Source organism: Hahella sp. HN01 (genome assembly GCF_018986435.1).
Lineage (GTDB): Bacteria > Pseudomonadota > Gammaproteobacteria > Pseudomonadales > Oleiphilaceae > Hahella.
The window spans coordinates 135722-157007 of the sequence record NZ_JAHMIN010000011.1 but is presented as its reverse complement, the minus strand read 5'-3'; the positions used below and the strand labels follow the sequence as shown (position 1 = coordinate 157007).

At 52.5% G+C, this 21286-nt stretch carries 19 protein-coding genes; 9 read left to right on the top strand and 10 right to left on the bottom strand.

Annotation, left to right across the window (positions count from 1 at the left end; genetic code table 11):
• Positions 1-3: 3 nt before the first annotated feature.
• Together KP814_RS12965 and KP814_RS12960 are read right to left on the bottom strand one after the other, a co-directional pair.
• Positions 4-435, bottom strand: coding sequence for a hypothetical protein (locus KP814_RS12965; RefSeq protein WP_216737167.1), 432 nt, complete (start codon positions 433-435; stop codon positions 4-6).
• Positions 436-716: 281 nt separating this feature from the next.
• The gene (locus KP814_RS12960) at positions 717-1700 is read right to left on the bottom strand and encodes a YeiH family protein (protein ID WP_216737166.1); all 984 of its coding nucleotides are present in this window, start codon (positions 1698-1700) and stop codon (positions 717-719) included.
• A 96-nt stretch (positions 1701-1796) separates the two neighbouring features.
• On the opposite strand from KP814_RS12960, the gene KP814_RS12955 reads away from it, so the two are divergent.
• From KP814_RS12955 to dbpA, 7 genes are all read left to right on the top strand, one after another.
• Positions 1797-2714, top strand: a complete 918-nt coding sequence (locus KP814_RS12955) for a LysR family transcriptional regulator (protein ID WP_216737165.1) — start codon at positions 1797-1799, stop codon at positions 2712-2714.
• Entirely contained in the window at positions 2711-3634 is a 924-nt protein-coding gene (locus KP814_RS12950) for a metallophosphoesterase (protein ID WP_216737164.1), read from the top strand. Before KP814_RS12955 ends, KP814_RS12950 begins: the two co-directional genes overlap by 4 nt.
• Positions 3635-3746: 112 nt before the next feature.
• Positions 3747-4247, top strand: coding sequence for a tetratricopeptide repeat protein (locus KP814_RS12945; protein ID WP_216737163.1), 501 nt, complete (start codon positions 3747-3749; stop codon positions 4245-4247).
• Between the two features lie 37 nt (positions 4248-4284).
• The gene (locus KP814_RS12940) at positions 4285-5013 is read left to right on the top strand and encodes a DUF5818 domain-containing protein (RefSeq protein ID WP_216737162.1); all 729 of its coding nucleotides are present in this window, start codon (positions 4285-4287) and stop codon (positions 5011-5013) included.
• A 17-nt stretch (positions 5014-5030) separates the two neighbouring features.
• Complete coding sequence (locus KP814_RS12935) at positions 5031-5498, top strand: hypothetical protein (RefSeq protein ID WP_216737161.1); 468 nt, start codon at positions 5031-5033, stop codon at positions 5496-5498.
• Positions 5499-6005: 507 nt separating this feature from the next.
• Positions 6006-6215, top strand: a complete 210-nt coding sequence (locus KP814_RS12930) for a cold-shock protein (protein WP_011398470.1) — start codon at positions 6006-6008, stop codon at positions 6213-6215.
• Between the two features lie 182 nt (positions 6216-6397).
• A complete protein-coding gene (dbpA, locus tag KP814_RS12925; protein WP_216737160.1) occupies positions 6398-7786 on the top strand; it encodes an ATP-dependent RNA helicase DbpA in 1389 nt (462 codons plus the stop codon).
• A gap of 58 nt (positions 7787-7844) precedes the next feature.
• Here the strand turns inward: dbpA and KP814_RS12920 are convergent, their stop codons facing one another.
• Entirely contained in the window at positions 7845-9209 is a 1365-nt protein-coding gene (locus KP814_RS12920; protein WP_216737159.1) for a DEAD/DEAH box helicase, read from the bottom strand.
• A gap of 342 nt (positions 9210-9551) precedes the next feature.
• Here KP814_RS12920 and KP814_RS12915 point away from each other — a divergent pair, with 342 nt between their 5' ends.
• Positions 9552-10118, top strand: a complete 567-nt coding sequence (locus KP814_RS12915) for an outer membrane beta-barrel protein (protein ID WP_216737158.1) — start codon at positions 9552-9554, stop codon at positions 10116-10118.
• A gap of 307 nt (positions 10119-10425) precedes the next feature.
• On the opposite strand, the gene KP814_RS12910 is transcribed toward KP814_RS12915, so the two are convergent.
• The 6 genes from KP814_RS12910 to KP814_RS12885 form a co-directional block, all read right to left on the bottom strand.
• Positions 10426-10818, bottom strand: coding sequence for a hypothetical protein (locus KP814_RS12910; RefSeq protein WP_216737157.1), 393 nt, complete (start codon positions 10816-10818; stop codon positions 10426-10428).
• 178 nt (positions 10819-10996) lie between these two features.
• On the bottom strand, positions 10997-12379 hold the full coding sequence (locus KP814_RS12905) for a cytochrome B6 (protein ID WP_216737156.1): 1383 nt from the start codon (positions 12377-12379) through the stop codon (positions 10997-10999).
• A 73-nt stretch (positions 12380-12452) separates the two neighbouring features.
• Positions 12453-12722: a LysR family transcriptional regulator gene (locus KP814_RS12900; protein WP_127969502.1), complete on the bottom strand. Its 270-nt coding sequence runs from the start codon at positions 12720-12722 to the stop codon at positions 12453-12455.
• Positions 12723-13075: 353 nt separating this feature from the next.
• Entirely contained in the window at positions 13076-14098 is a 1023-nt protein-coding gene (locus KP814_RS12895) for a hypothetical protein (protein ID WP_216737155.1), read from the bottom strand.
• 36 nt (positions 14099-14134) lie between these two features.
• On the bottom strand, positions 14135-15691 hold the full coding sequence (locus KP814_RS12890) for an MBOAT family protein (protein WP_216737154.1): 1557 nt from the start codon (positions 15689-15691) through the stop codon (positions 14135-14137).
• Between the two features lie 406 nt (positions 15692-16097).
• Positions 16098-18113, bottom strand: coding sequence for a hypothetical protein (locus tag KP814_RS12885; RefSeq protein WP_216737153.1), 2016 nt, complete (start codon positions 18111-18113; stop codon positions 16098-16100).
• Between the two features lie 700 nt (positions 18114-18813).
• On the opposite strand from KP814_RS12885, the gene KP814_RS12880 reads away from it, so the two are divergent.
• A complete protein-coding gene (locus tag KP814_RS12880) occupies positions 18814-19746 on the top strand; it encodes a glycosyltransferase family 2 protein (protein WP_216737152.1) in 933 nt (310 codons plus the stop codon).
• A 95-nt stretch (positions 19747-19841) separates the two neighbouring features.
• Here the strand turns inward: KP814_RS12880 and KP814_RS12875 are convergent, their stop codons facing one another.
• Positions 19842-21263: an oligosaccharide flippase family protein gene (locus KP814_RS12875; RefSeq protein WP_216737151.1), complete on the bottom strand. Its 1422-nt coding sequence runs from the start codon at positions 21261-21263 to the stop codon at positions 19842-19844.
• Positions 21264-21286 lie beyond the last annotated feature (23 nt).

Genomic DNA, 21286 nt, shown 5'->3' with positions numbered 1-21286 from the left:
ATTCTATCGACGTCTACTCTCATAACTGCCTCTCACCAGCATGATGACTAATCTGGCGGTAATTGGATTGACTGCTATCGCTAGGCTAAACAGGCCATTGAGGCAATAGAGCAAAGTAAAGGAAGAATAAGAAATGCCAATGATGGAGTAGGATACGACTCCCAGGCGTGTGTAAAGTGGATGCGGTGTGTTTTTCCTGAAGGCAATGTTCTCCAGGATTGAAAAAATCAGTATTTCTATCGTCATTGCAGCTAAAAGGATAGCGAGCAGAAGAATGGGGAGGACCATCAGTAACAAGCCATCTGACCAAGTGGAGGGGTCGCCAGGCGTCTCGCTGGAGGTCAGGTTGTCTAAAGTGGCCCAAGCGGTTAATGGAATAAGAAAGACGCCATAAAAGAGCCCTCGCATGCATTGTGAGAAGCTTGAGCTCTTCATAACACTTTCTTCTGCGCTCTTAACCCCTTGGAATATTTTGCGAATCTGTTGTGTGATCCTAGCTGAATGAGTCATGTGGTTAGTGGGTGGATGAACTTATGCAAGTTTGTCAGATTGTCGTTTTACGCTAGCTCGACTGCCTGTAAGTCCCAGTGAAATAGCAGACATAACAGGCGAAGTTTGGACTCGGAGTATAATCGCAGACGAGCTCCGCCCTGCATGCAAATCGGCTTTAAATAATTATTTGTAATGACTGGTGCGCATGAGGGCGATAGCAACCTCTAAATCGTCGCTTCAAGCATCCATGCGTTCAATCCAAATCCGCCTGCCAGTAATACGATGAACAGAATCAACGATAATGCGATGGGCTTTGCGCCAGCTTTGCGTATGTCGCTCCAGCGGGTTTTGACGCCAAGAGCGGTCATGGCCAGGGTGAGGGCGAGCTGGGAGCTCCATTTCAATGCTTCCAATACAAACTCAGGTAAGGTGATCAGGCTATTGATGGCTGCTGCGGCGATAAAACCCAAGACAAACCAGGGGATGGCTATCCTTGTTTGAGTGCTGGCGCCGGCGGGAGTGCGGAATAGCAGTGCGCTGAGGGCGATGATGACCGGGGCCAACAGCATCACTCTGATGAGTTTGGCGACTACCGCGAATTGCATGGCTTCTCCGCTGATGGATTGTCCCGCTGCGACAGCCTGGGCGACCTCATGCACGGTGCTGCCGATATATATCCCGAATAGCGATGGTTCCATTGCAGTAAAGCGATATATGACGGGGTAGATAAACATGGCGAGGGTGCCGAAAACGACTACTGTTCCCACTGCGACCGCGACATCCTGCTCTTTTGCGCGAACAACAGGTTCGGCGGCCATGATGGCAGCGGCTCCGCAAACTGCGCTGCCTATGGCGGTAAGCGTTGCTATCTCCTTGGGCAGGCGCAGAAGCTTGACCCCCAGATAAATACCGACAGAAAGCACGAAAATGATAACTATGGCGTCCAGCAATACGGTGCGCCAGCCAATAGCGGCTATTTGCTGAAAACTGAGGTTGAAGCCGAACAGGATGATGCCCAAGCGCAGCAGTTTCTGCTGGCAGAAGTTAAGGGTAGTGGCGGCGCTTTGGGTGTTGTGGGTAGTCGCTGCGCCATAAAGCAGACCCAGCAGTGAGGCCAGGGGAAGGGCGCTGAGTCCCAAGGCGGCGATAAAGGGAATTTGAGCGAGTAGGATAGCGCAAACAGCAAGCGCGATCAGGCGGACTAGCATGGCGTGAGCCCCTTTGAATTTTCGTTAAGGGGACTTTAAGAAAACATCTATGATAAGTATATTGGATGTTTTTTAAGTGATAGTTTAGAAAAATCGATGAATGTGAGCCTGCGGCAATTGCGAGTGTTTGAGGCTACCGCCAGATTGGGGCGATTAACTCTGGCGGCTGAGGAGCAATGTCTTAGTCAGTCGGCGGCAAGCCAGTCCATTCGGGAAATGGAAAAGGCGCTGGGTTACGCTGTGCTCAATAAAGTGGGGCGTGAGCTGGAGTTGAGTGACGCTGGCAGGCGTGTACTGCCGCGCGTAAGACGAATTCTTGGTTTGGTGGATGGATTGGCGCTGCCTGACATTGAAAAAGTGGCTGGTCCTCTACGTGTGGCGGCCAGCGTTACAATTGCTTCCTATCTGCTTCCCTCACTGTTGGCGGAGTTCGTCAAACGCTATCCTGAAGTAGAGCCCGATTTGCAGATACAGAATACAGAGACGGTGCTTGCTTTACTTGAAAAAGGGCGTGCGCACATTGGCATGATTGAGGGGCCAGCCCTGCACCCCACATTGCACATCGCACCCTGGCAGTCTGATAGGTTGGCGATTTTCTGCGCGACGGGACATCCTTTGACGCAGGTTGATAACATTGGAGTGGAAGCGCTGGAGCAGTTTCCGTGGATCGTGCGCGAGACTGGGTCTGGCACGCGGGCGGTGTTTGATGCGGCGATGCAAGCCATGGGCGTGCGGCCGCGCATTGCTCTGGCGTTGTCCCGACAGGAGGCGATCAAGCAATCTGTGCGTGCGGGGCTGGGCGTAGGCTGTCTGTCAGGGCTTTCAATTGTGGACGAAGTGCGCGAGGGTCTGCTGGTTGAGCTGAGCACACCCCTTAATCTGACGCGCCAGTTCTCGTGGATAATTTCGCCGGACAACAGAGAGTCGACCGTGGTTAAGGCGTTTATTGCGTTATTGCAGGAGAGGGAGCGAGAGGCGAACCGTCACCCTACTGGAGAGGGAGAACGAATATGAAAAGGCAGTATTACGACATTATTGGCGATATTCATGGCCATGCGGATGAACTGATCAAATTGCTGCGACTGCTTGGCTATGTGGATACTGGCGATGGTTATGCGCATCCAGAGCGCAAAGTCATTTTTCTCGGAGATTTTATTGACCGCGGAGAACACTTGCGGCAACACCGTGAACTGTTGGCGCTGGTCATGAAAATGGTGAGTAATGGTCATGCGTTGGCGGTGATGGGGAATCATGAATTTAATGCGCTGGCGTTCCACACCTTACACCAGGGAGAGTATCTGCGCCGTCGTACGGAAAAGAATATCCGCCAGCATCAGGCTTTTCTGAACGAGTTTGAATCTGAGCCTGAATTGAAAAAAGACGTGCTGGCGTTTTTCCATAGCTTGCCGCTCTGGCTGGAGTTGGACGGCCTGCGAGTTATTCACGCCTGTTGGCATGATGACTACATCGACATCGTTCGTACGCGCTCGCCCTCCGGGTTGCTGGATCTGGACATGCTGATTGACGCCTCCACTGAAGGACACCAGATGTTCACTGCCGTTGAAACCCTGATTAAGGGGGTAGAGGTAGAGTTGCCTGATGGAATCGTGTTTCATGACAAAGATGGAACCGAAAGGGGCGCTATTCGCGTGCAGTGGTGGCGGCGCGATGCGAAGACTTTAGGAGAGGTGGCGTTGCCTATTGGTTTGGAGATTGGCGACGCCGCACAACTTCCGGCTCCGGCAACGATGCCCAGATACGGAGAAGAACGGCCGCCTTGTTTTGTTGGTCATTATTGGCTGGCGGGCGAACCGGAGCCGTTGGCTTCCAATGTGGCCTGCCTTGATTATTCAGTGGCCAAGCAGGGGAAATTGGTGGCGTACCGCTGGAGTGGCGAGTCGGTATTACGGAAAGAAAACTTTATTCATGCTTAAGCGTGAATTGTTCCCAGTCAGTTTTGGGGAAAATGAAATACAGCAGAATGCGGCGTGAAGCCGGGTGATCGTAATCTCCTTCCGGGATGTTGAAGGGGAGTTTTCAGACGGAGTGACAGTAAAAAGTATGATGAATGCAGAGTCCATTAGATATCTACGGGAGCAAGGGCGTCATGAAGATGCGCGTAACCTTGCCGTGCAATTGACGGAAGATTTTCCTACCGACGCTGAGCTACAGTACGAGGCCGCCTGCGTTCATGACTATTTGGGATTGGAGGCGAAAGCTGTTCCGTACTATCTCAACGCAATTTCCGGAGAGTTATCGGAGACGCTGCTGCGAGGCGCATATTTGGGGTTGGGCAGCACTTATCGCGCACTGGGAGAATATGAGCTGGCGCTGAATACCTTTGATGAAGGGCTGGCGCAGTTTCCTGAAGCGCATGAGTTGCACGTGTTCAAAGCCATGGCTTTGTTCAATGTAGGGGAACCCAGGCAGTCTGTTGAAACGTTGCTGAAAGTGATCGCCGCTACCTCCCAGGACCCCTATGTGCAGGAATACAGAAGAGCCATCGCTCTTTATTCTGAAGATCTGACGAGAACCTGGCGGGAATGAAAGAGTATTTTCATACTGACTCAAAAAGGACGAAAAAATGAATGGAATAAATAAAGGCGTCAGTCTTTTCACTGGGGCGCGAGTAAATCTGAGACATATGGCCGTCTGTTTGCCGCTGCTTTTGGCGGCGCCGGCGGAGGTTTGGGCGGATGGGGACGCCGCAGACCAAAGACAATCCGCTGCGAAATCCATGGTATACCGGGTTGATAACGTACAGGTGAACATACTGGAAAGTTATCCGCCAATGCTGGAGATTCGGGCGGAAGGGATGATACCTACCGCAGGCTGGAGCAATGCTGAGCTGGTTGCTTTCCAATACATACAGGCGCCTCCAGACGGAATCTACGACTTTGGGTTTGTCGCCATGCCCCCTGATCAGCCGGCCGCGGAAGTCATCTCCTCCATGAGCGTGACATATCGCATGGCGGTGATACCGGATGGGTTGAAAGGTGTTCGCGTTCATGCGGAGAGTAACTCGAAGGCGGCCATGCTGGGGGAATCTGACGTGTCGCAATCCAAGAAAGTCTGTCTGAAGGGGCGGCTTACAGAGGAGGGTGTTGAGTGTCCTGCATTCAGGGACACACAAGGGCGTCTTTACACTCTGGGCGGTGACTTGAGTGGATACCGTCCGGGAGATGATGTGTATGTCACGGGCGAGGCGGCGGAGTATTCATTCTGCATGCAAGGCGTCACTATCTCCGTCGATTATATCGGCGCTTCCGCTCCGAACTGCTATGACGTCACTCAGCAGCAGAACACCGATTAATTGGCAAAGTTGGGTAAATGATCGCCGAAGCGCATTTCAGCAAGTCAAAACGCTATTACGAAGAAGAATATAGTCAGTGGCTCAAACACATTGACCGTTGGAGGAAGTTCGCCCCCTTATGGGCGGGCTTCCTGCTTGCGGCAGGCGCTGTGTCATGCGTGATTGGCGGCGTTTACCCTTTATCTTTTGGCGTGGTTGCGCTGATTTATGGCGCGGGCGCTTTCATTGCAATTCCCGCTCGGAAAAAGCGATGGATTACCCATCGAATGAAGAGCGGGAAGCGCGTTGCTGAAATCAAGGTTCGTTTTTACCAAGACGGTATTGGTTTCGGAGCGGGTGATGAGAAAAAGTGGCCTGAGTCGGTGTTTAAAACCGAAACAGGTATGTTTGTTCGCATGGAAAGCTATGGTCCGTTTATCTATATCCCCGCTGATGCAATTCAGCCCGCTCAGGCTGCAGGAATGCTTGGCGAAATCTATACGTAACAAAAAACGTTGACGCTGTTTCTATTTATATCTGTCCATTCGGTCAGAAAATAGAAATGCTTGCTTATTTGAACAACGATCAATTATTTGGAGAGTAGAATTGTTTCTTGACGACTAAATACTTTCTTGCCTCTGAAGCCTCTATGCATGAATGTCAGACAATCTAGATTGTATTTAGTTTGATCATGAGTCAGCCGTTGCGTTTATCTGTCTGGCAAGGGCGCCGCCGGGGTAAAAGTGGGGAGGAATTCCGTCTCGTTTGCTATAAATAGATCAAAAATTAGAAAACTTGGCCACGAAGACGAAAGGATATGTCTGTTCCATCTTGACACCGAAATCGCCCTGCATATACTTTGAGCAGTCTGTAAGTAAATCTGATATTTATGCAATACCATTTCGAAGTCCTGTCTATAGTCCTCGTCCTGTTTTCATAAGTAATAGAAAAACTTCCAGCAAAGCGGCCTTATGCAAGGCATTGATTTACTCAAGATTATTTAGGATATGACTATGTCCAATACTGTTACCGGCACTGTAAAGTGGTTCAATGAATCCAAAGGTTTTGGTTTTATCGAGCAAGAATCCGGTCCTGACGTTTTTGCTCACTTCAGCGCCATCACTGGTTCTGGTTTCAAAACTCTGACCGAAGGCCAGAAAGTCGAGTTCACAATTACTCAGGGGCAGAAAGGACCTCAGGCAGAGAACATCGTTCCGCTGTAAGCGGCGTATTTTTTGCGAACCTGAGCAAATACTGCAAAGGGATCGCCGTCTGATCGACAGATGAGACACAAAGGGCAGGGCTTGTAGCCTTGCCCTTTTTTGTTGTTTGATACATCACATCGCGCGGCGACTAATCGACGCCAGCGACGCACCGCAGTTATACCATCCAAAGGAACTTCACCTTGAGCGCCACCGCTTTCTCCTCTCTTTCATTGCATCCAGGACTGTTGCAGAACCTGTCCACGCTTGGGTATCACTCTATGACGCCTATTCAAGCGCAAAGCCTGCCTTCGATACTGGCGGGAAAGGATGTTATCGCTCAGGGKAAAACCGGGTCTGGCAAGACGGCGGCCTTTGGCTTGGGATTACTGAACAAACTCGATGTAAAACGCTTTTGCGTCCAGGCGCTGGTTTTATGCCCCACGCGGGAATTAGCGGATCAGGTCGCCAAAGAAATTCGCCGTTTGGCGAGAGCGATTCATAACATCAAAGTATTAACACTATGCGGTGGTATGCCGTTTGGGCCACAAATTGGTTCATTGGAACATGGCGCGCACATCATTGTAGGGACGCCGGGACGTGTTGAAGAGCATTTGCGTAAAGGAACATTGGTTCTAAACGAATTGCATACCCTGGTGCTCGACGAAGCGGACCGCATGCTGGACATGGGGTTTCAGGCGGCGCTGGACGCTATCGTGGAAAAGATGCCGGCGCAGCGGCAAACGCTGCTGTTCAGCGCTACCTATCCGAGCCAGATTCAGTCCATTGCGGAGCGAGTCATGCTCAGCCCCGTGATGGTCAAGGTGGAGTCTTCACATGACGACACCAGTATTCAGCAGTATTTCTACAAGGTGGAAGGCGATGCGCATCGTTTGGAAGTATTGCGACTGTTACTGCTGCAGTATAAGCCAGAATCCACCGTCGTATTTTGCAACACCAAGCGCGAGACGCAGGAAGTGGCGGATATGCTGGTGAGCCATGGTTTCAGCGCTGTCGCCTTGCATGGCGATCTGGAGCAGAGAGATCGCGATCAGACTCTGGTGTGCTTTGCTAACAAAAGCGCATCTATTCTGGTTGCTACCGATGTCGCCGCCCGCGGGCTGGACATCGACGCTCTGGATGCCGTCATCAACTTCCATATCGCCCGTGACCCAGAGGTTCATGTGCATCGTATCGGGCGCACCGGCCGCGCTGGCGCGAGCGGTGTTGCCTGTACTCTCTATAGTGAGTCCGAGATGTACAAAATCGCCCGCCTGGAAGAGTATCAGGAGATTATTGTCAGCGCAGAACCTGCGCCTGCAACCAGCCTGCTGAAGAACCCAGCGTATAAACCGCCAATGGAAACCCTGCAGATCGATGGCGGTAAGAAGCAGAAAGTGCGCCCAGGAGATATTCTCGGTGCATTGACGGGTGAAAGCGGGGTCGACGGCAAACTGGTTGGCAAAATTCACATTTTTGACAACTGCGCATATGTCGCCGTCGCGGGCAGCGTCGTCAAACTTGCTATGGATAAACTGGGCAAAGGAAAAATGAAAGGGCGATCATTTCGGGTTAGAAAGATCAGGAGTTGATGAGAAGTCGGGGCTTACTGTTACAAGTCAGCCCCGAAGTCTGAGATCTAAGAAGCGACTAGTTACCCTTGGCCTCTTTGCGTGGCGCAGGTTTTCCAGCGCCACTAGCGCCTCTTCTGCGTTGTCTGCGAGGCGCGTTTGTATTGTTTCTCGCTGCGCCGTCTTGTCGAGGGCCTTTTTTCTCGCCCTTTCTATCTTGACCGCGCTGGTCCCCATTCTTGGCTGCTTTAGGTTTCTTCGGCTTGCGCGCCTTCACGGGCTGAGTCGGCAGGCGCGACTCCGGCAGCCGTTGTTCAGGCTCAAATCCGTCGATTTCTTCACGGGGCAGGCGCTTTTGAATCAGTCTTTCGATATCGGCGAGTAATTTGAACTCGTCCGCACTGACCAGTGATACGGCTTGTCCTTCCGCGCCGGCGCGGCCTGTGCGTCCGATACGGTGTACATAATCTTCCGCTACTTGGGGAAGATCAAAGTTCACGACCTGCGGCAGTTGATCAATGTCGATGCCGCGCGCTGCGATGTCCGTCGCCACCAGAATCTGTACGCTTCCCGCTTTGAAATCCGCCAGCGCCTTGGTTCTGGCGTTCTGACTTTTGTCGCCATGGATGGCGGCGGCATTGATGCCTTTGGCGCTGAGTTGCCGCGTCAGGCGGTTGGCGCCGTGTTTGGTGCGGCTGAATACCAGAGCCTGATCCCAGTTATTGTCGCGGATGAGTTGCGCCAATAGTGCGGATTTCTGCTTTTTATCTACCGGGTGAATCCACTGCTTGACCGTTTTGGCCGTGGTGTTGGGCGGGCTCACGGAAACCTCCACCGGATTGTTAACCAGATCCTTCGCTAACTTACGAATATCGTTAGAGAAGGTGGCGGAGAACATCAGGTTTTGCCGGCGCTTTGGCAAAATATCCAGAATTTTGCGAATATCGTGGATAAAGCCCATGTCCAGCATACGGTCGGCCTCATCCAGCACCAGCACTTCCAGATCCTGAAAGCGTACGGCGTTTTGATTGTACAGGTCGAGCAGGCGTCCAGGCGTTGCCACCAGCACGTCTACGCCGCGACGCAAGCGCATCATCTGCGGATTGATTTTTACCCCGCCAAAAACCACGGTGGAGCGCAGTGGCAATTTGCTGCTGTAGAGGGACACGCAGTCGCCGACTTGAGCTGCCAGCTCCCGCGTCGGTGTGAGGATCAAGGCGCGAGCCTGGTTGGAGCGCGCCCGCTCGCCTTTAGACAGGCGTTCCAAAATGGGCAGCGTGAAGGCGGCGGTTTTGCCGGTTCCCGTCTGCGCGGCCGCCATGACGTCTTTGCCTTCCAGTACGACCGGTATCGCCTTCAGCTGGATAGGGGAGGGCGATGTGTAGCCCTGTTCAGAAATAGCGTCGAGAATGGGGGCGGACAAGCCGAGGGAGGCAAAGCTCATATAGGATAACTTCTTCTTGCTGATACAGTGTTGGGGCCAGCCTCGCTGGCGGATGTGCAGCTTACAGTAAGCGTTCGCTCAGGACCATCATTTGAGCAGAGGACATGCCCCGATTGACAAAGGTCTCGATAAGTTATTTTAACGTTGTTTCCTGGGCTCTAACCCAGGAATAGCCGGGTGTGCTTCGCTCTCATCTCGCCGGGGCGTACGTAATTTACGCAGGGGAGCGTAGGTAAAATACAGTAACGGTGGCGCCTGTAGCGTTAGGGTAAAATGCTGTGCTTAATGGAGCGTAGACCGCCAGGTCTTTGTATTGATTGTATTTTTATGTTGAGGATGTTTATGTCTAGATCCACAAGCGTGGTTTTCGCCGTGGTTATGTCATTAAGTTCAGCTTGTGCGAACGCATACGAGCACCAATTAGGCGCTTCTCTGGGTTTTGGCGATACCCGTGGTGACAACTCTGATGTCGGCTTTCACGTACAGCTGAACTATAGCTATTATTTCCATCCGTCTCTGGCGGTGGAAGCCACTTGGTTCGCCCAGCAAAATATCACTTCCGGCTTTACTTCTTATATTGGCAGCCTTGGTGAGTATACCGAATCTACCGAATATGATGGCTTTGCTCTGAGTATCAAAGGCGAGGCGGCGCTTTCAGAGAGATTTAATGCATTTGCCAAAGTCGGCGGCGCTTACACTGATTATGGCGTGAGTATCGATTATAAGGATCGCGATAAGCAGGATGAAGACAGGACATACACTGGCGTGCGTCCGTATGGTGGTTTGGGTCTCAACTGGAAGAGAAAAGAAGGCGGTTTCGGGGTGACGATTCTGGAATATCAATATATAGGCTTGCCTAAAGGCTCGCATTCTAACGTCTTTCTTACCGGCATTACGTACTCCTTCTAGCACTTTTCTTTTCCGTAGTCGCTTTAACTCATGCCCCAATGAGCGAGTCCGTTGACTTGCGTCTGCGGGGAGCCGACTGCGTCCTGTCAAAGGTAGAGTCTGGCGGCCGTTTAGAGCAGTATGCTGAGCGTGCAAATACGCTCATGCCTTAACGGCCGCGATTTATTTTTAATGTAAGTCATACCGGATACAAACCGGCATTGTGTGACGGTGGGCGACTGATTTATCCCGGAATTTCGTAGGGCGCGCGCCCTGTGGGCGAAAAGCGCTAAAAAGAAAGGGATCGAACAGAAGTGCTGTTAACCGCTTAGCGACGGAATGTCGCCTGGCTTTCGGCGTCGTGGTTGCTCTCGTCTTTCGATTTCAGACAGAACTCGCCGCCGCCTTCGAATCTGATTTTGATTCTGGCGTTTTCACAACAGATATCTTTGATAGTCTTGGATTTGATGTTGAAAAGCGACGCATAGTCGACTTCTCTTTCGCCATCGCCTGGCTTATCGTCAAAATCTTCCCACTCTTCCCAAAAACCTTTGCCTTCATCCAGGAAAAAGCGGAACCAAAGCTTGTGGTCTGTTTTCAGGTTGAGTAGAACCGGCGTATCGTCGGCGCTGTTGGCTTCCAATAAAGCCTTAAATTCTCGTACTTTATAACCATTCAGTTTTTTTACGCGGAAGTGGGTGTCTTGGAATTCTCTTGCCATATAGGTGTGGTGTCCACGGTGGGTTAATGAGAGGGAGGGGGGTACTGTACCCCTCATCGCAGGCCAGAGTCCAGTTATAACCGCCTCCGCGCTGAGATTACCCACCGTAAACACTCTTATATGGCGGAGGCGTCAGCCCTATAAACCATTGATCGGTTAAGCGAAAACCGCAAGGTTCTTACAGGGTGTATAAAAATGCCGTCAAATCCTGTTTTTCCTGCTTGTTCAATTTAACGCCGAGCACCAGGTTGAAAAACTCTACTGTGTCTTCCAATGTCAGCAGGCGGCCGTCATGCAGGTAGGTTGGCGAATCTTTTATGCCCCGAAGCGGAAAGGTCTTGATGGGGCCATCAGCGCCAGCGAGCATGCCATTGATCATCTCTTCGTTGTAAAAGCGCTCTACTTTAAGATTGTGCATCAGATTGTCGGTGTAGTAAGGCGGAACATGGCATGCCGCGCACTGGCCTTTACCGAAGAAAATTTCCTGTCCTCGCAGTTCGGACTCCGTGGCCTTGTCAGGATTGAGCTTGCCAAACAGGTCCAGTTTGGGCGCAGGAGGAAAATCCAGTAACGCCTGAAACTCGCCCATGAAATGAACCTGGCTGCCTCGTTCCAGAATATTGACGCCTTTCTTGGTGGCGATGACCGGATCGCCATCAAAATAGGCGGCGCGTTGTTCGAACTCGGTAAAATCCTCGACCGTCTTCAGCGCGCGTTGCGATCCAAACAGGCGTTGTACATTGACGCCGCGCAGGCTGGGCGTGTTGATGCGGTGGCGACGCTCCTGCGGGCGTATATCTCCGACCAAGTGAGTGGCGTCGTTGGTATGCCCGTTGGTATGGCAGTCAAAACAGGCGACGCCCATGCTGGGTTTGGCCGACCGTCGATCCGTTGTGGCGTTGAACTGTTGTTGTGGAAAAGGCGTGACTAATAAACGCAAGCCTTCCAGCTGCTTGGGGTTGAGGACGCCGGAAAACATTTCGTAGTAATTCTGCAGGGTCACCTCTTCGCCATGAGAGACATCTCCAAGGTCCGGGCGGGTGGTGAGATAAATGGGCGCAGGAAACTCCGGTAGAAAATGAGCCGGCATGACGAAGTCCAGATCGAAACGCGTCAGATCTCGACCCTCCTGCTTTTTAATTTCATCAATATGAAACTGCGGAAACAGCATGCCACCTTCACTGTGATTCGGATGCGGTAGCGGTAGGAATCCTTTTGGAAACACGCCTTTCTGTTTGATCTGCGCCGGCGTCATCGTGGTGAGCTGCTCCCAGGTCACGCCATTGGCCAGCTTCACCCGCACGCCCGTTTGCACTGGCTTGCCTCTGGACATGGTTATCTCTGATGACGGTTTGTCCGCCAGATCGTAGCGTTCTTCCAGCAATGTTTTATGACGTGCGACGACTTCATCCTTGGCGCCTTCCATGCGTTGTTTGACGCTGTCGAAGGACTCTGAGTCTACGACTGGCGCATACGAGTTTCCTACCGCGGCGTTTAACGGTGAGGCCAAAGCTAAGGTTAAAAGGCTCGCGGCAAAGGCGAATCCATTGTGTTCTTTCATGACTTATCCCCTATCCAAACCAGTGAAAGCCAGTCTACACATTGCCCCCAAATCGCGTGATTGATTGTCTAAATTACCGTATTGCTCGCAGGTCTCTGGACAGGCTGCGTATCTGTTCCGCCGCTGCTAACGCCTTCTGCGCAAGGCGCACAATCTCTTTGCCTTCCGGTGTGATTTCCACTAAATGCCGGTTACGTCGGAATATCTGGACCCCGAGGTAATCCTCACATTTTTTCAACTGAATACTGAGAGTGGATTGCGTGACGTGGCAGCGCTCTGCTGCGCGATGAAAGTGTAATTCCTCTGCGACCGCTACGATGTAGGCCAGTTCCTTCAGCGTCATCAGGAGCTCCTTTTTTTGTTATGGGGTGTGGCGACTTCCGCGCCGCTGGTGTGACTGCGGCAGAATAAAAACAAACGGTGGCGTATCAGACACAAGATTAAAATCGATAAAAAAGAGGCTCCAATTGATTGCGCATAGCCTGAGAATAGGTTTTTTAAATGGAACTAATCTGCGCTGGTCTAATATCGGGTGGAGTGACACGGCTCTGATAGCCATGTCGCTATGCATTCATATTTTTGATGGCTTAGTAGGCGGGTAAGGCGGAGGGCTGTGACAGTAAGTGATCAAGCTTCTCTCAGGCTGCATGAAGCAATCACGTAGCCAGAGAGAACGGGAGAGAAGAATAGGGGAACTCAACCGCCCTGTGCGGCGGAGAAATTGATGTGCTCTTGCTTGAGTGCGGTGATGAAATCCTGGGTACGCTTTTTGATTGACGCGTAATCCAGATGATATTGCGTGTCATAGAAGGCAGTGGTGGGATACAGGCCCAACTGCGGCTCGCCAATCATCTGTACGCCCAAGTTGGCGTAAAACTCTTTAATCTGTTGAAAGCCGGATGTCTTGCGATACTCGGGAAAATCAATGGTGTTTGGCCAGGTGGCGTAAACCTTGATGTTGTTGGCTTTGGCGTATTCAACGAATGCTTTGATAGCCTGTGCGCCCCGGGATTCCGTATCAATACCAATATTCACCGGCTGATACAGGGACAACCGGCGTTTCACTTTGTCTGAAACGGCGGGAAAACTTTYCGGCAGTCTGTCGCCATGCTCGTTGGAGTCGAAGGTATTAAGCGATTTGTTCTCTTTAGAGGCAAAGCGCCAAACATCAACAATCCGGGTGAGGTCTGTGGCCATCAGTCCTTCGACAATCTCCGGCAGCGGCTTCTGTTTGAACCAGGTCGCTGCGCAACCCAAGCCGTAGTTCAGCTCAATAGGATTCCAGCTATCGTGCTTATACTGGGGATACTCAAACGCCAGTAATGCGGTGTCTCCGGGCTTCAGCGCGCGCTTGGCTTCACTCAGCGTGAGGTCTGGACCCATGGAGGCTTGCAGGCCGAAGTTCAGCGCATTGAGATTGAGTTCGTCGCTTAGCATTTGCGCGGAAAATCCGGCGCGTACGCCGGAGCCTCCGATAAGCAACAGATTGGGTCCTTGCATGCGCTCAGCCAAGTCTATGCGGGCGTTCACTTGATCGCACAGTGTCTGTGACGATGCGGTCGGACGGCCGATAGTGCTGGCTGTAATCGCGGTGTTTATCGCCATCAGGGCGGCCGCGGTCGCCAGCGCGCCGATAATAAACTTAAGCGGATTGCCGCGCTCCTGTTGCGAATCAGTTTGTACGTGCGAGCCTGGTGTCTCGTTACTCATCTTGGTCATGATTTACGTCGTTTCCGTGTTACGAGTCCTGATGCTTTAAAACTGGAAGTAAAGGAATTCTGTTTCCGCTGCCGCGTTGATGGCGCGCAGGGAAATATACAGCAGCACGCCTACCGCGATAGAGCTCCACGCCCGCATGCTGACCAGCGATGGCAGATAGCTGCGCGGCGCCGGTAAGGATCTTTCGATCTCGTCGAAATCCGCTGTGGGACGCTCCGAGCGCAGCAGCTCCAAAGTGCTGGGCGCAAAGAACGCGATGACGGCGGCGCCAAACGTCCAGATCAGTCCCATGTAGAAATCCGTGCGGTAGTTTTCGGCGAACAGGAAAACGGAGTTCTGCAGTCCCAATGCTTCAACCAGCGGGCGGAATTCTTCCGGCGCGGAGAGGCCGTGGAAACCGAACATGGCGTTATAGAACGCCATGGCGGCGTCAAAGCTTTCTGCGCGAAACACTACCCAGGCGATAACCACGGCGAAGAACGTGATTGGCAGAGACAGGTTGCTGATCAGGCCTTTCAGCGGCTTCAGCATCGGTTTGTCAGCAATGGCGCGCCAGCCGTGGTTGATCATCAGGTAGGAGCCATGCAGGCCGCCCCAGATGACGAAAGTCCAGGAAGCGCCATGCCAGAGTCCGCCCACCAGCATGACAATCATCAGGTTGATGTAGCGGCGCCAGCGCGATACGCGTCCTCCGCCCAGTGGGAAATAGAGATAGTCTCGTAGAAACCTTGATAAGGTCATATGCCAGCGACGCCAGAAATCGATAATGGAGCGCGACTTATATGGGGAATTGAAGTTGGCGGGCAGTTTCACCCCGAACAGCATCGCCAGGCCGATCGCCATTTCTGAGTAGCCGCAGAAATCGAAGTAGATCTGGAATGTGTAGGCGAGGGCGGCGGCCCATGCGATGAAGAAGTGAATATCTCCCCCCTCGGTAGCCCGGGCGAAGAATGGCGTTGCGAATGCGCCCAGGGGGTCGGCGATCATGGTTTTCTTCGCCAGACCAATAGCGAATATCGCCAGACCGACGGCGGCGAGGCGCATTAACTTGTCATTGGACGGCGGCGCTTCGAACTGGTTCATCATTTCCTTGTGATGAACAATGGGGCCGGCGATCAACTGCGGGAAGAAACTCACAAACAGGCCATAGCGGGCGGGGTCGGTGGCTTCATCGCTGTCGCTGCGTGCGACGTCAACCAGAAAGGCGATCTGCTGGAAGGTATAGAAGGAAATACCAATGGGCAGCGCCAGTTTCGGCCAGTCCAGCTCAATGCCGAACAGGGCTTCGATATTGCCTTCGATGAATCCGAGGTATTTGAAAACGGCCAGCAACCCCAGGTTAAAGCACAGGCCGACCACCAGGTCGCTGCGTTGCTTGCGGGTGCGTATGCGTTCGGCGATCCACAAATTGACCGCCAGCGAGCCGATCAGCAACGGCAGATAACGCCACTCCCACCAGCCATAGAAGCCGAGGGAGAGAATAAACAGAACTATAAACGCCGGGCGTTTCCCCAGCGCTCTACGCGCCAGATAAAACAGCAACAACGACAGGGGCAGGAATACAAATAAAAATTCGTTTGAATTAAATAGCATACTTAAATAACGTCCCTGCATTATTTAATTGGGCGCAGGCAGAAACAATAGCAAATTCAATCCATAAGAAGCCGCCGTCAAAACAAGGTTTGATGGTTGCGGAAGTTGGATTAAATCCTGGTGTTGTTCTGATTGAGCAGAGCGCCGCCTGTTGCTCCGCGCCTTATGAAATTAATAACAAAGTGTCCGCTTTTCCCCTTGTGCGGCGGCGTGAGGAATGCGTCACGGGCGTTAGTTTACGAGTAGATTGCTGCAATAAAAAGACCATTAGAGACAAAAGTCCTCTCACTTATCAAAGAGTGAGAAGACTTTCATAATTAAGCGTGCAATCAGGGCGCATTTTATATATTTAACGCCCTGTTTTGGTTCGCAAAATTTATATATTAAAAGTTGTTAACTTGTCATGTTAATCCGCATATACAGAGACAGGAATTGAATAGCCGTCATCAAACTTGATAATGATGGCGCCGGCTCTGGAATCGGAGCCCCCCATCTTTTGCGAATCAATGCTGATTTCCAGCTCTTTGGTTCCATCCCCGGATATCGTTCCATTCGACGGCGATACTTTTATCCAGTCCGCGTGCTGATTGATCAATACTTTGAAGTCAGTATCCGAACCGCCGTTGCTGAGTTTGATGGTTTGGGCTCCGGGAGACTGGGCGTCCAGATCCACGCGATAGGCATCCGACGTGATTTTGATCGGGCGCACCGGGATCATTTTCGCCACGCCGTACTCGAAGGCCCCGATATCCGGGGCGGTCCCGACCACTTCGTTGGAGTAGTTGGCGATATATGTTCCTTTGTCGATGGCTGCGCTTTCTTCCAACAAATTGAACTTGCCTGCAGGCGCGTCACGGAAGTGCGGCGTTTCATTGGTTACGCCGTTCTCCTCCGCGCCGCCGTAGGCTTGTACTACGGCCGTCGCCGCCTGCGTGCTGTAAAGCAGGTCGAAATCGAAGTCGGAACCGGGCTCCTGCGCAATATCGCGAATGCTGTACTGACGCTCTGACCACCCGGCGCTGCTGACCAGCAGATTGTTGCGAGTGACAGCGTTGAAGGCGCGATCGCCGGAGTAACCGGTGCCGTGCAGGCTATTGGCCTTGGCGTAGACGGTATTGTGGAACAGGTAGGTTGTGCCTTCCGGTTTGACCGTCAACCCGCCCGCTTTGAAGGCGGTCCAGGCCATGCCGCGTTCGTCCCCCAGGTCGTGGATCAGGTTGCCGGCGATAAAGCTGGGTCCGCGCATGTTGGGAGCGATACTGACACCGTTGTAACCAGCTTCTAAACGATTGCCGTAAAAGCGCACATTGTGCTGCCCGCCATCCAGCTCAACCAGGTCGTCGTTACTGAAAGCGAAATAGTTGCCGTAAATATCGCTGTCGCGAATAAAGCCTCCGTCCCGGGAGCCGTTGGAGCGGCTTTCCACTACATCATTGAAGCGGTGTTTGTCGCCGCCGACAAAGTCGTTGTAACGCAACACAACTTGTCCGCGGTAAGCCGGTTCGGAATGCTTAGTGGAGATCAGGTAGGCATTGGGACCGGATGGATGTCCGAACTCCCAGGTGTTGGCGCCGGTTCTTGGGTCATGCACATAGCTGCGCTCGACGACGACAACGCCAGTTGATTCCAGCCAGAACGCGGAATCGTAATTGATGGGATCGTCGTCGCTGGGCTTCTCATAGGAAATGCCGTCGTTAACCGCCCCGGAAGTGCGGCCCCAAGCAGAAACGTCCAAATTGCGGAAGCGCAGGTGATGAGCTTTCAGGCTGTGGATGGCATGCAGTCTACCGCCTTTGACTTTCAGGTTTTCAAACATCACGTAGCTGGCGCCGCCGATTTTAATGGCGGTGTAATTGTCGTAACCGCCATCAATCACGGTTTTTCCGTCGCCGACAATTTTGGCCCATCCCTCCGCTGTCCCAGAGATATTGAGCGCTTCCAGATCCAGCATGCCCCCATCGTAGATGTCCGCAATGGAATACACCTTCTCCGGATTGATGGGCGGGTCCGTTGGCCAGGTTTTAAACTCCGCTTGGAAGGATTGAATAACCGAGCCGTTTTCCAGCAAAGATACCTTTACCTCATACTCGGTATTCTCCTCCAGTCCGATAATGCCGCCGGCAAGCGCATCATCGGTAGGGTCCGCAACGAGAGAGTAGGCGTCATGCCAGTTCCCGTTCCCTTTCTTGCGGTAGTACACCTTGTTATTCATGTGCTGCAGATCGGTGCTGCCGTCCAGAACCAGACTGACGGATTCCAGCAAAGGGGTTGCGGTAATCGTCGCATCCAGTCCGGCGGAAGGCGGCTCAAGGTCGTCGATGACGACAGGAGGGACGGTTTCCTTGTCCGTCGATTCATCCTGGAGTGGTGGCGATGCGCAGCTAGTGCAAATGGCTGCGATGTAAAACAGTTTCAACAACATACTTATACCGCGAAAACGATGTGAATTTATCGTTTGACGGAAGGAGCTGTTTACTTGATGTCTCATGATCAAATATCCCTTTATGCCGAAGCTGGCGGTCGGAAAGACGGCCGGCTCCCTGGTGAATGTAGAAAGCCGGGGTTGAGCCCGGCTTTCATTGGCGGAACGATCAAACAGGAACCGGCTGGTTCCCGACTTACCTGCAAAAACAGAACCTTCAGTCAATATAGGACGCCAAAACCTGATTTTCCACGAGACAACATTAACAAGGAGCTTAATGCGCGACCTATCACGCCAGCCGTGTGGCGGGCGTCAACCGACAGGGGCGACGAGTACAACGAAAAAAATCTCCGGCGCGGTATCATGCATGGCGTTTTTATTGCTTCGGTAATTACTATAAGCCATTGATAAAAATGCTTAAATTTCCCGCTTGGCATAGTCCTGGCCAGTAAGCCTAGGGTATAAGGCTTGTTGAAACTTAAATTTATGTAAGAGAACCTATGCGCATTTTGCTTAAGAGCCCCAAGCCCGCCGCGCCAATGCTGGATTTTCTAATGTTTCACTTGTTAATAGACACCATGTCGTCACTTTTTTACGCGAAATGAAACATTAGAAAATTATCGTTAATGCACTTAAAGTGTGCCCCATTCGACAAAACTGCATTCCGGTAAAGCATGAATTACGGAAACGAGAGAGCTGCATGAGTAAGGAAATATCCGCCGCTGATATCAGCGTTATTATTCCCATCTACAACAGAGCCGATAAGCTGAGAGAAGCTCTTAACTGCATTTACAAGCAAACCGTCCTGCCCGGAGAAATTGTGGTGGTGGATGACGGTTCGAAAGATGACCCGGAAGCGGTCGTAAAAGAATTCAATGATCCGCGCATCAAGTTCAAGCGTCAGGAGAACGGCGGTCCCGGCGCAGCGAGAAATACCGCGATGGCGATGGCGACCGGCCGTATTCTGGCGTTTCTGGACTCCGACGACGATTGGCTGCCGGCCAAGCTGGAGATGCAGATCGCCAAGTGGAACGAATTGGTGCGGGAAGGCAAAGACTGCGTGATGCTGGATACCTTTACGTCGTCGTCATGTAACGGTGTGGTGAAGTGGCATAGAAAGCTCGTGAAGACGGGTCCCAGCTTTGAGGGCCTGATTCTGGAGAACACTATTAACGGCACCTCCAGCGTGATTTGTGAGAAAGATCCTGTGCTGCAGGTTGGCGGATTTCCCGAGACTTATCGTTTCGCTGAAGATCGGTTTGTCTGGCTGGCGTTAGCGCGTGCGGGCGGCTGTTATACCGTCCCGGAAATTCTGGTGATCAAAAACCACGAAGGCGACAATCTCACTGACGATATGGAGAAAAACCTGCAGCACAAGCTGGAGTTTATTCGTCATGTAGAGCGTGAATTCCAGCTGCCCAAGAAAGAAGTCGCCAAGATGAAGCTATGGATGTTCGCTGACTTTTTAATGGCGTATCGCCGTCGCGGCAACTATGTGAAGTCGGCGGAAATGGGCGGCAAGATGTGGGCATGTGGAGATCTGCACCTTCTAGCTTCGCACCCTAAGGCACTGGCGGCCATGGCTCTGGTGATGGGGCGTCAGAAACTGCTGGCGATCACAGGCAAAAGTTAAGCGCCGACTCGCTACTCAGGGCTGCTCAAGACCCAAATAAAAAGCCGTTCCGGATTGTCCCGGAACGGCTTTTTTGTATCCATTGAGCGTGATCGTTAAGACTTCATCAGGAAGGCTTTCAGATCGGAGACCCAGGTTTTGTGCAGCAGCGTATACATGGTCAGATAGGTCATCATGCCGATGGCGATAATGGTAGCTGACAATAACGCTGGATGCAGTGTGGAGTAATAGGTGACGAAAGCGTAGACGGCTCCGACCATACAGGTGGCGGCGACGATGCTTTTGTACACTGTCCGCAGCCACTCGCTGGGCTCGATATGCAGCGCCTTCTTCAATCCAATTACTTTGGCCGGCGAGGCGATCAGTGTATGCACGATAAAGGCGCAAGCACCCGCCAGGGCGCCCATTTCCGCACCCATAACCGCCGTAAAGACCAGGGCGGAACCGGCGGCGATCAACTCAGATGGTAGCGTCAGCTTGTTCTTGGCGACCGCCGTCAGTGCCGTGGGAACATAGATCAGCGTGTTGCCCACCGCCGCCACCAGCGCCAGAATCTGAATCAGCGGCGCAGCCGGACGCCACTCTTCACCGAACAATGTGGGAATCAGGTACGGCGCCACCAGGGCCAGTCCTACGAACATCGGCAATACGATGAAGCAGGTGGTGAGAGTGGTGAAGCAGAACATTTTCTGTAAATTGGGCAGATCATGCTGATTTCTGGAGAACGCCGGGAGTGCATAGCTGAGCAAGCCGCCATAAATGGCGCTGCGAGGCATGTCTATCATTCTGCGGGCGAGACCGTATACGCCTACTGCCGCAGAACCGGCGGTGAGGCCCAGAATAATCGCGATGCCGCGGTTCATGGCGTCCCAGCTGGCGCCTCGCAACGCCAGAGGCCAGCCGACGGACAACAGCTCTCCAAACACGGACATGCGGAACTGGGAGCCAATATGCAGCTCACTTGTGCGCATCATGATCACCAGGCTTACGAGGGCCATAATTACACTCTGGACGATAATGGCGAAGCTGCCGTATCCGGTCCAGGCGAGAGTCAGGCCCACTGCCGCGCCAATGAGCTTTCCGCCCATGGTGCGTTTCGCCAGAGACTTGAACTTGCCCTTGCGGCGCAGATCCGCGACATAGATATGGCCGGTGGTCAGCAGGGGGATATGCAGCACAGAGATGAACATCAGCCATTGAAAGCGTACATCGTCGCTGGCGAACAGGCTCCCTATCATGACGGCCGCGGCGGTGACCAGACTCACCACTAATCCGCCCCAGAAGGCGGAGTCAAAGTGAGCGGCCTGAACATCGTTTTGCCGCACCAACGGGTCTTCCAGAAAAGCCACATAAATAACGCCGATGCCCTGTCCGATGGAAAGGGCGAACAGCGCCAACCCGAGCTCGCCGGGTCCCAGCAGCTTGGCGTAGATGAAGAAAGTGAAAACGGAAATGAGTACGATGCTGAATTTTTCAACGAAAACCCACATCAACTTCCATGCCCGATGGTTTAACACACTATTGACTCCGTATTACAAAC

Excerpts from the sequence above, each read along its gene's own strand:
- KP814_RS12900 (WP_127969502.1), bottom strand. The coding sequence starts at position 12,722 with ATGACGCTGAAGGAACTGGCCTACATCGTAGCGGTCGCAGAGGAATTA.
- KP814_RS12965 (WP_216737167.1), bottom strand. The coding sequence starts at position 435 with ATGAAGAGCTCAAGCTTCTCACAATGCATGCGAGGGCTCTTTTATGGC.
- KP814_RS12905 (WP_216737156.1), bottom strand. The coding sequence starts at position 12,379 with ATGAAAGAACACAATGGATTCGCCTTTGCCGCGAGCCTTTTAACCTTA.
- KP814_RS12880 (WP_216737152.1), top strand. The coding sequence starts at position 18,814 with ATGAGTAAGGAAATATCCGCCGCTGATATCAGCGTTATTATTCCCATC.
- KP814_RS12930 (WP_011398470.1), top strand. The coding sequence starts at position 6,006 with ATGTCCAATACTGTTACCGGCACTGTAAAGTGGTTCAATGAATCCAAA.
- KP814_RS12910 (WP_216737157.1), bottom strand. The coding sequence starts at position 10,818 with ATGGCAAGAGAATTCCAAGACACCCACTTCCGCGTAAAAAAACTGAAT.
- KP814_RS12955 (WP_216737165.1), top strand. The coding sequence starts at position 1,797 with ATGAATGTGAGCCTGCGGCAATTGCGAGTGTTTGAGGCTACCGCCAGA.
- KP814_RS12935 (WP_216737161.1), top strand. The coding sequence starts at position 5,031 with ATGATCGCCGAAGCGCATTTCAGCAAGTCAAAACGCTATTACGAAGAA.
- KP814_RS12960 (WP_216737166.1), bottom strand. The coding sequence starts at position 1,700 with ATGCTAGTCCGCCTGATCGCGCTTGCTGTTTGCGCTATCCTACTCGCT.
- KP814_RS12920 (WP_216737159.1), bottom strand. The coding sequence starts at position 9,209 with ATGAGCTTTGCCTCCCTCGGCTTGTCCGCCCCCATTCTCGACGCTATT.
- KP814_RS12940 (WP_216737162.1), top strand. The coding sequence starts at position 4,285 with ATGAATGGAATAAATAAAGGCGTCAGTCTTTTCACTGGGGCGCGAGTA.
- KP814_RS12950 (WP_216737164.1), top strand. The coding sequence starts at position 2,711 with ATGAAAAGGCAGTATTACGACATTATTGGCGATATTCATGGCCATGCG.
- KP814_RS12915 (WP_216737158.1), top strand. The coding sequence starts at position 9,552 with ATGTCTAGATCCACAAGCGTGGTTTTCGCCGTGGTTATGTCATTAAGT.
- KP814_RS12890 (WP_216737154.1), bottom strand. The coding sequence starts at position 15,691 with ATGCTATTTAATTCAAACGAATTTTTATTTGTATTCCTGCCCCTGTCG.
- KP814_RS12885 (WP_216737153.1), bottom strand. The coding sequence starts at position 18,113 with ATGTTGTTGAAACTGTTTTACATCGCAGCCATTTGCACTAGCTGCGCA.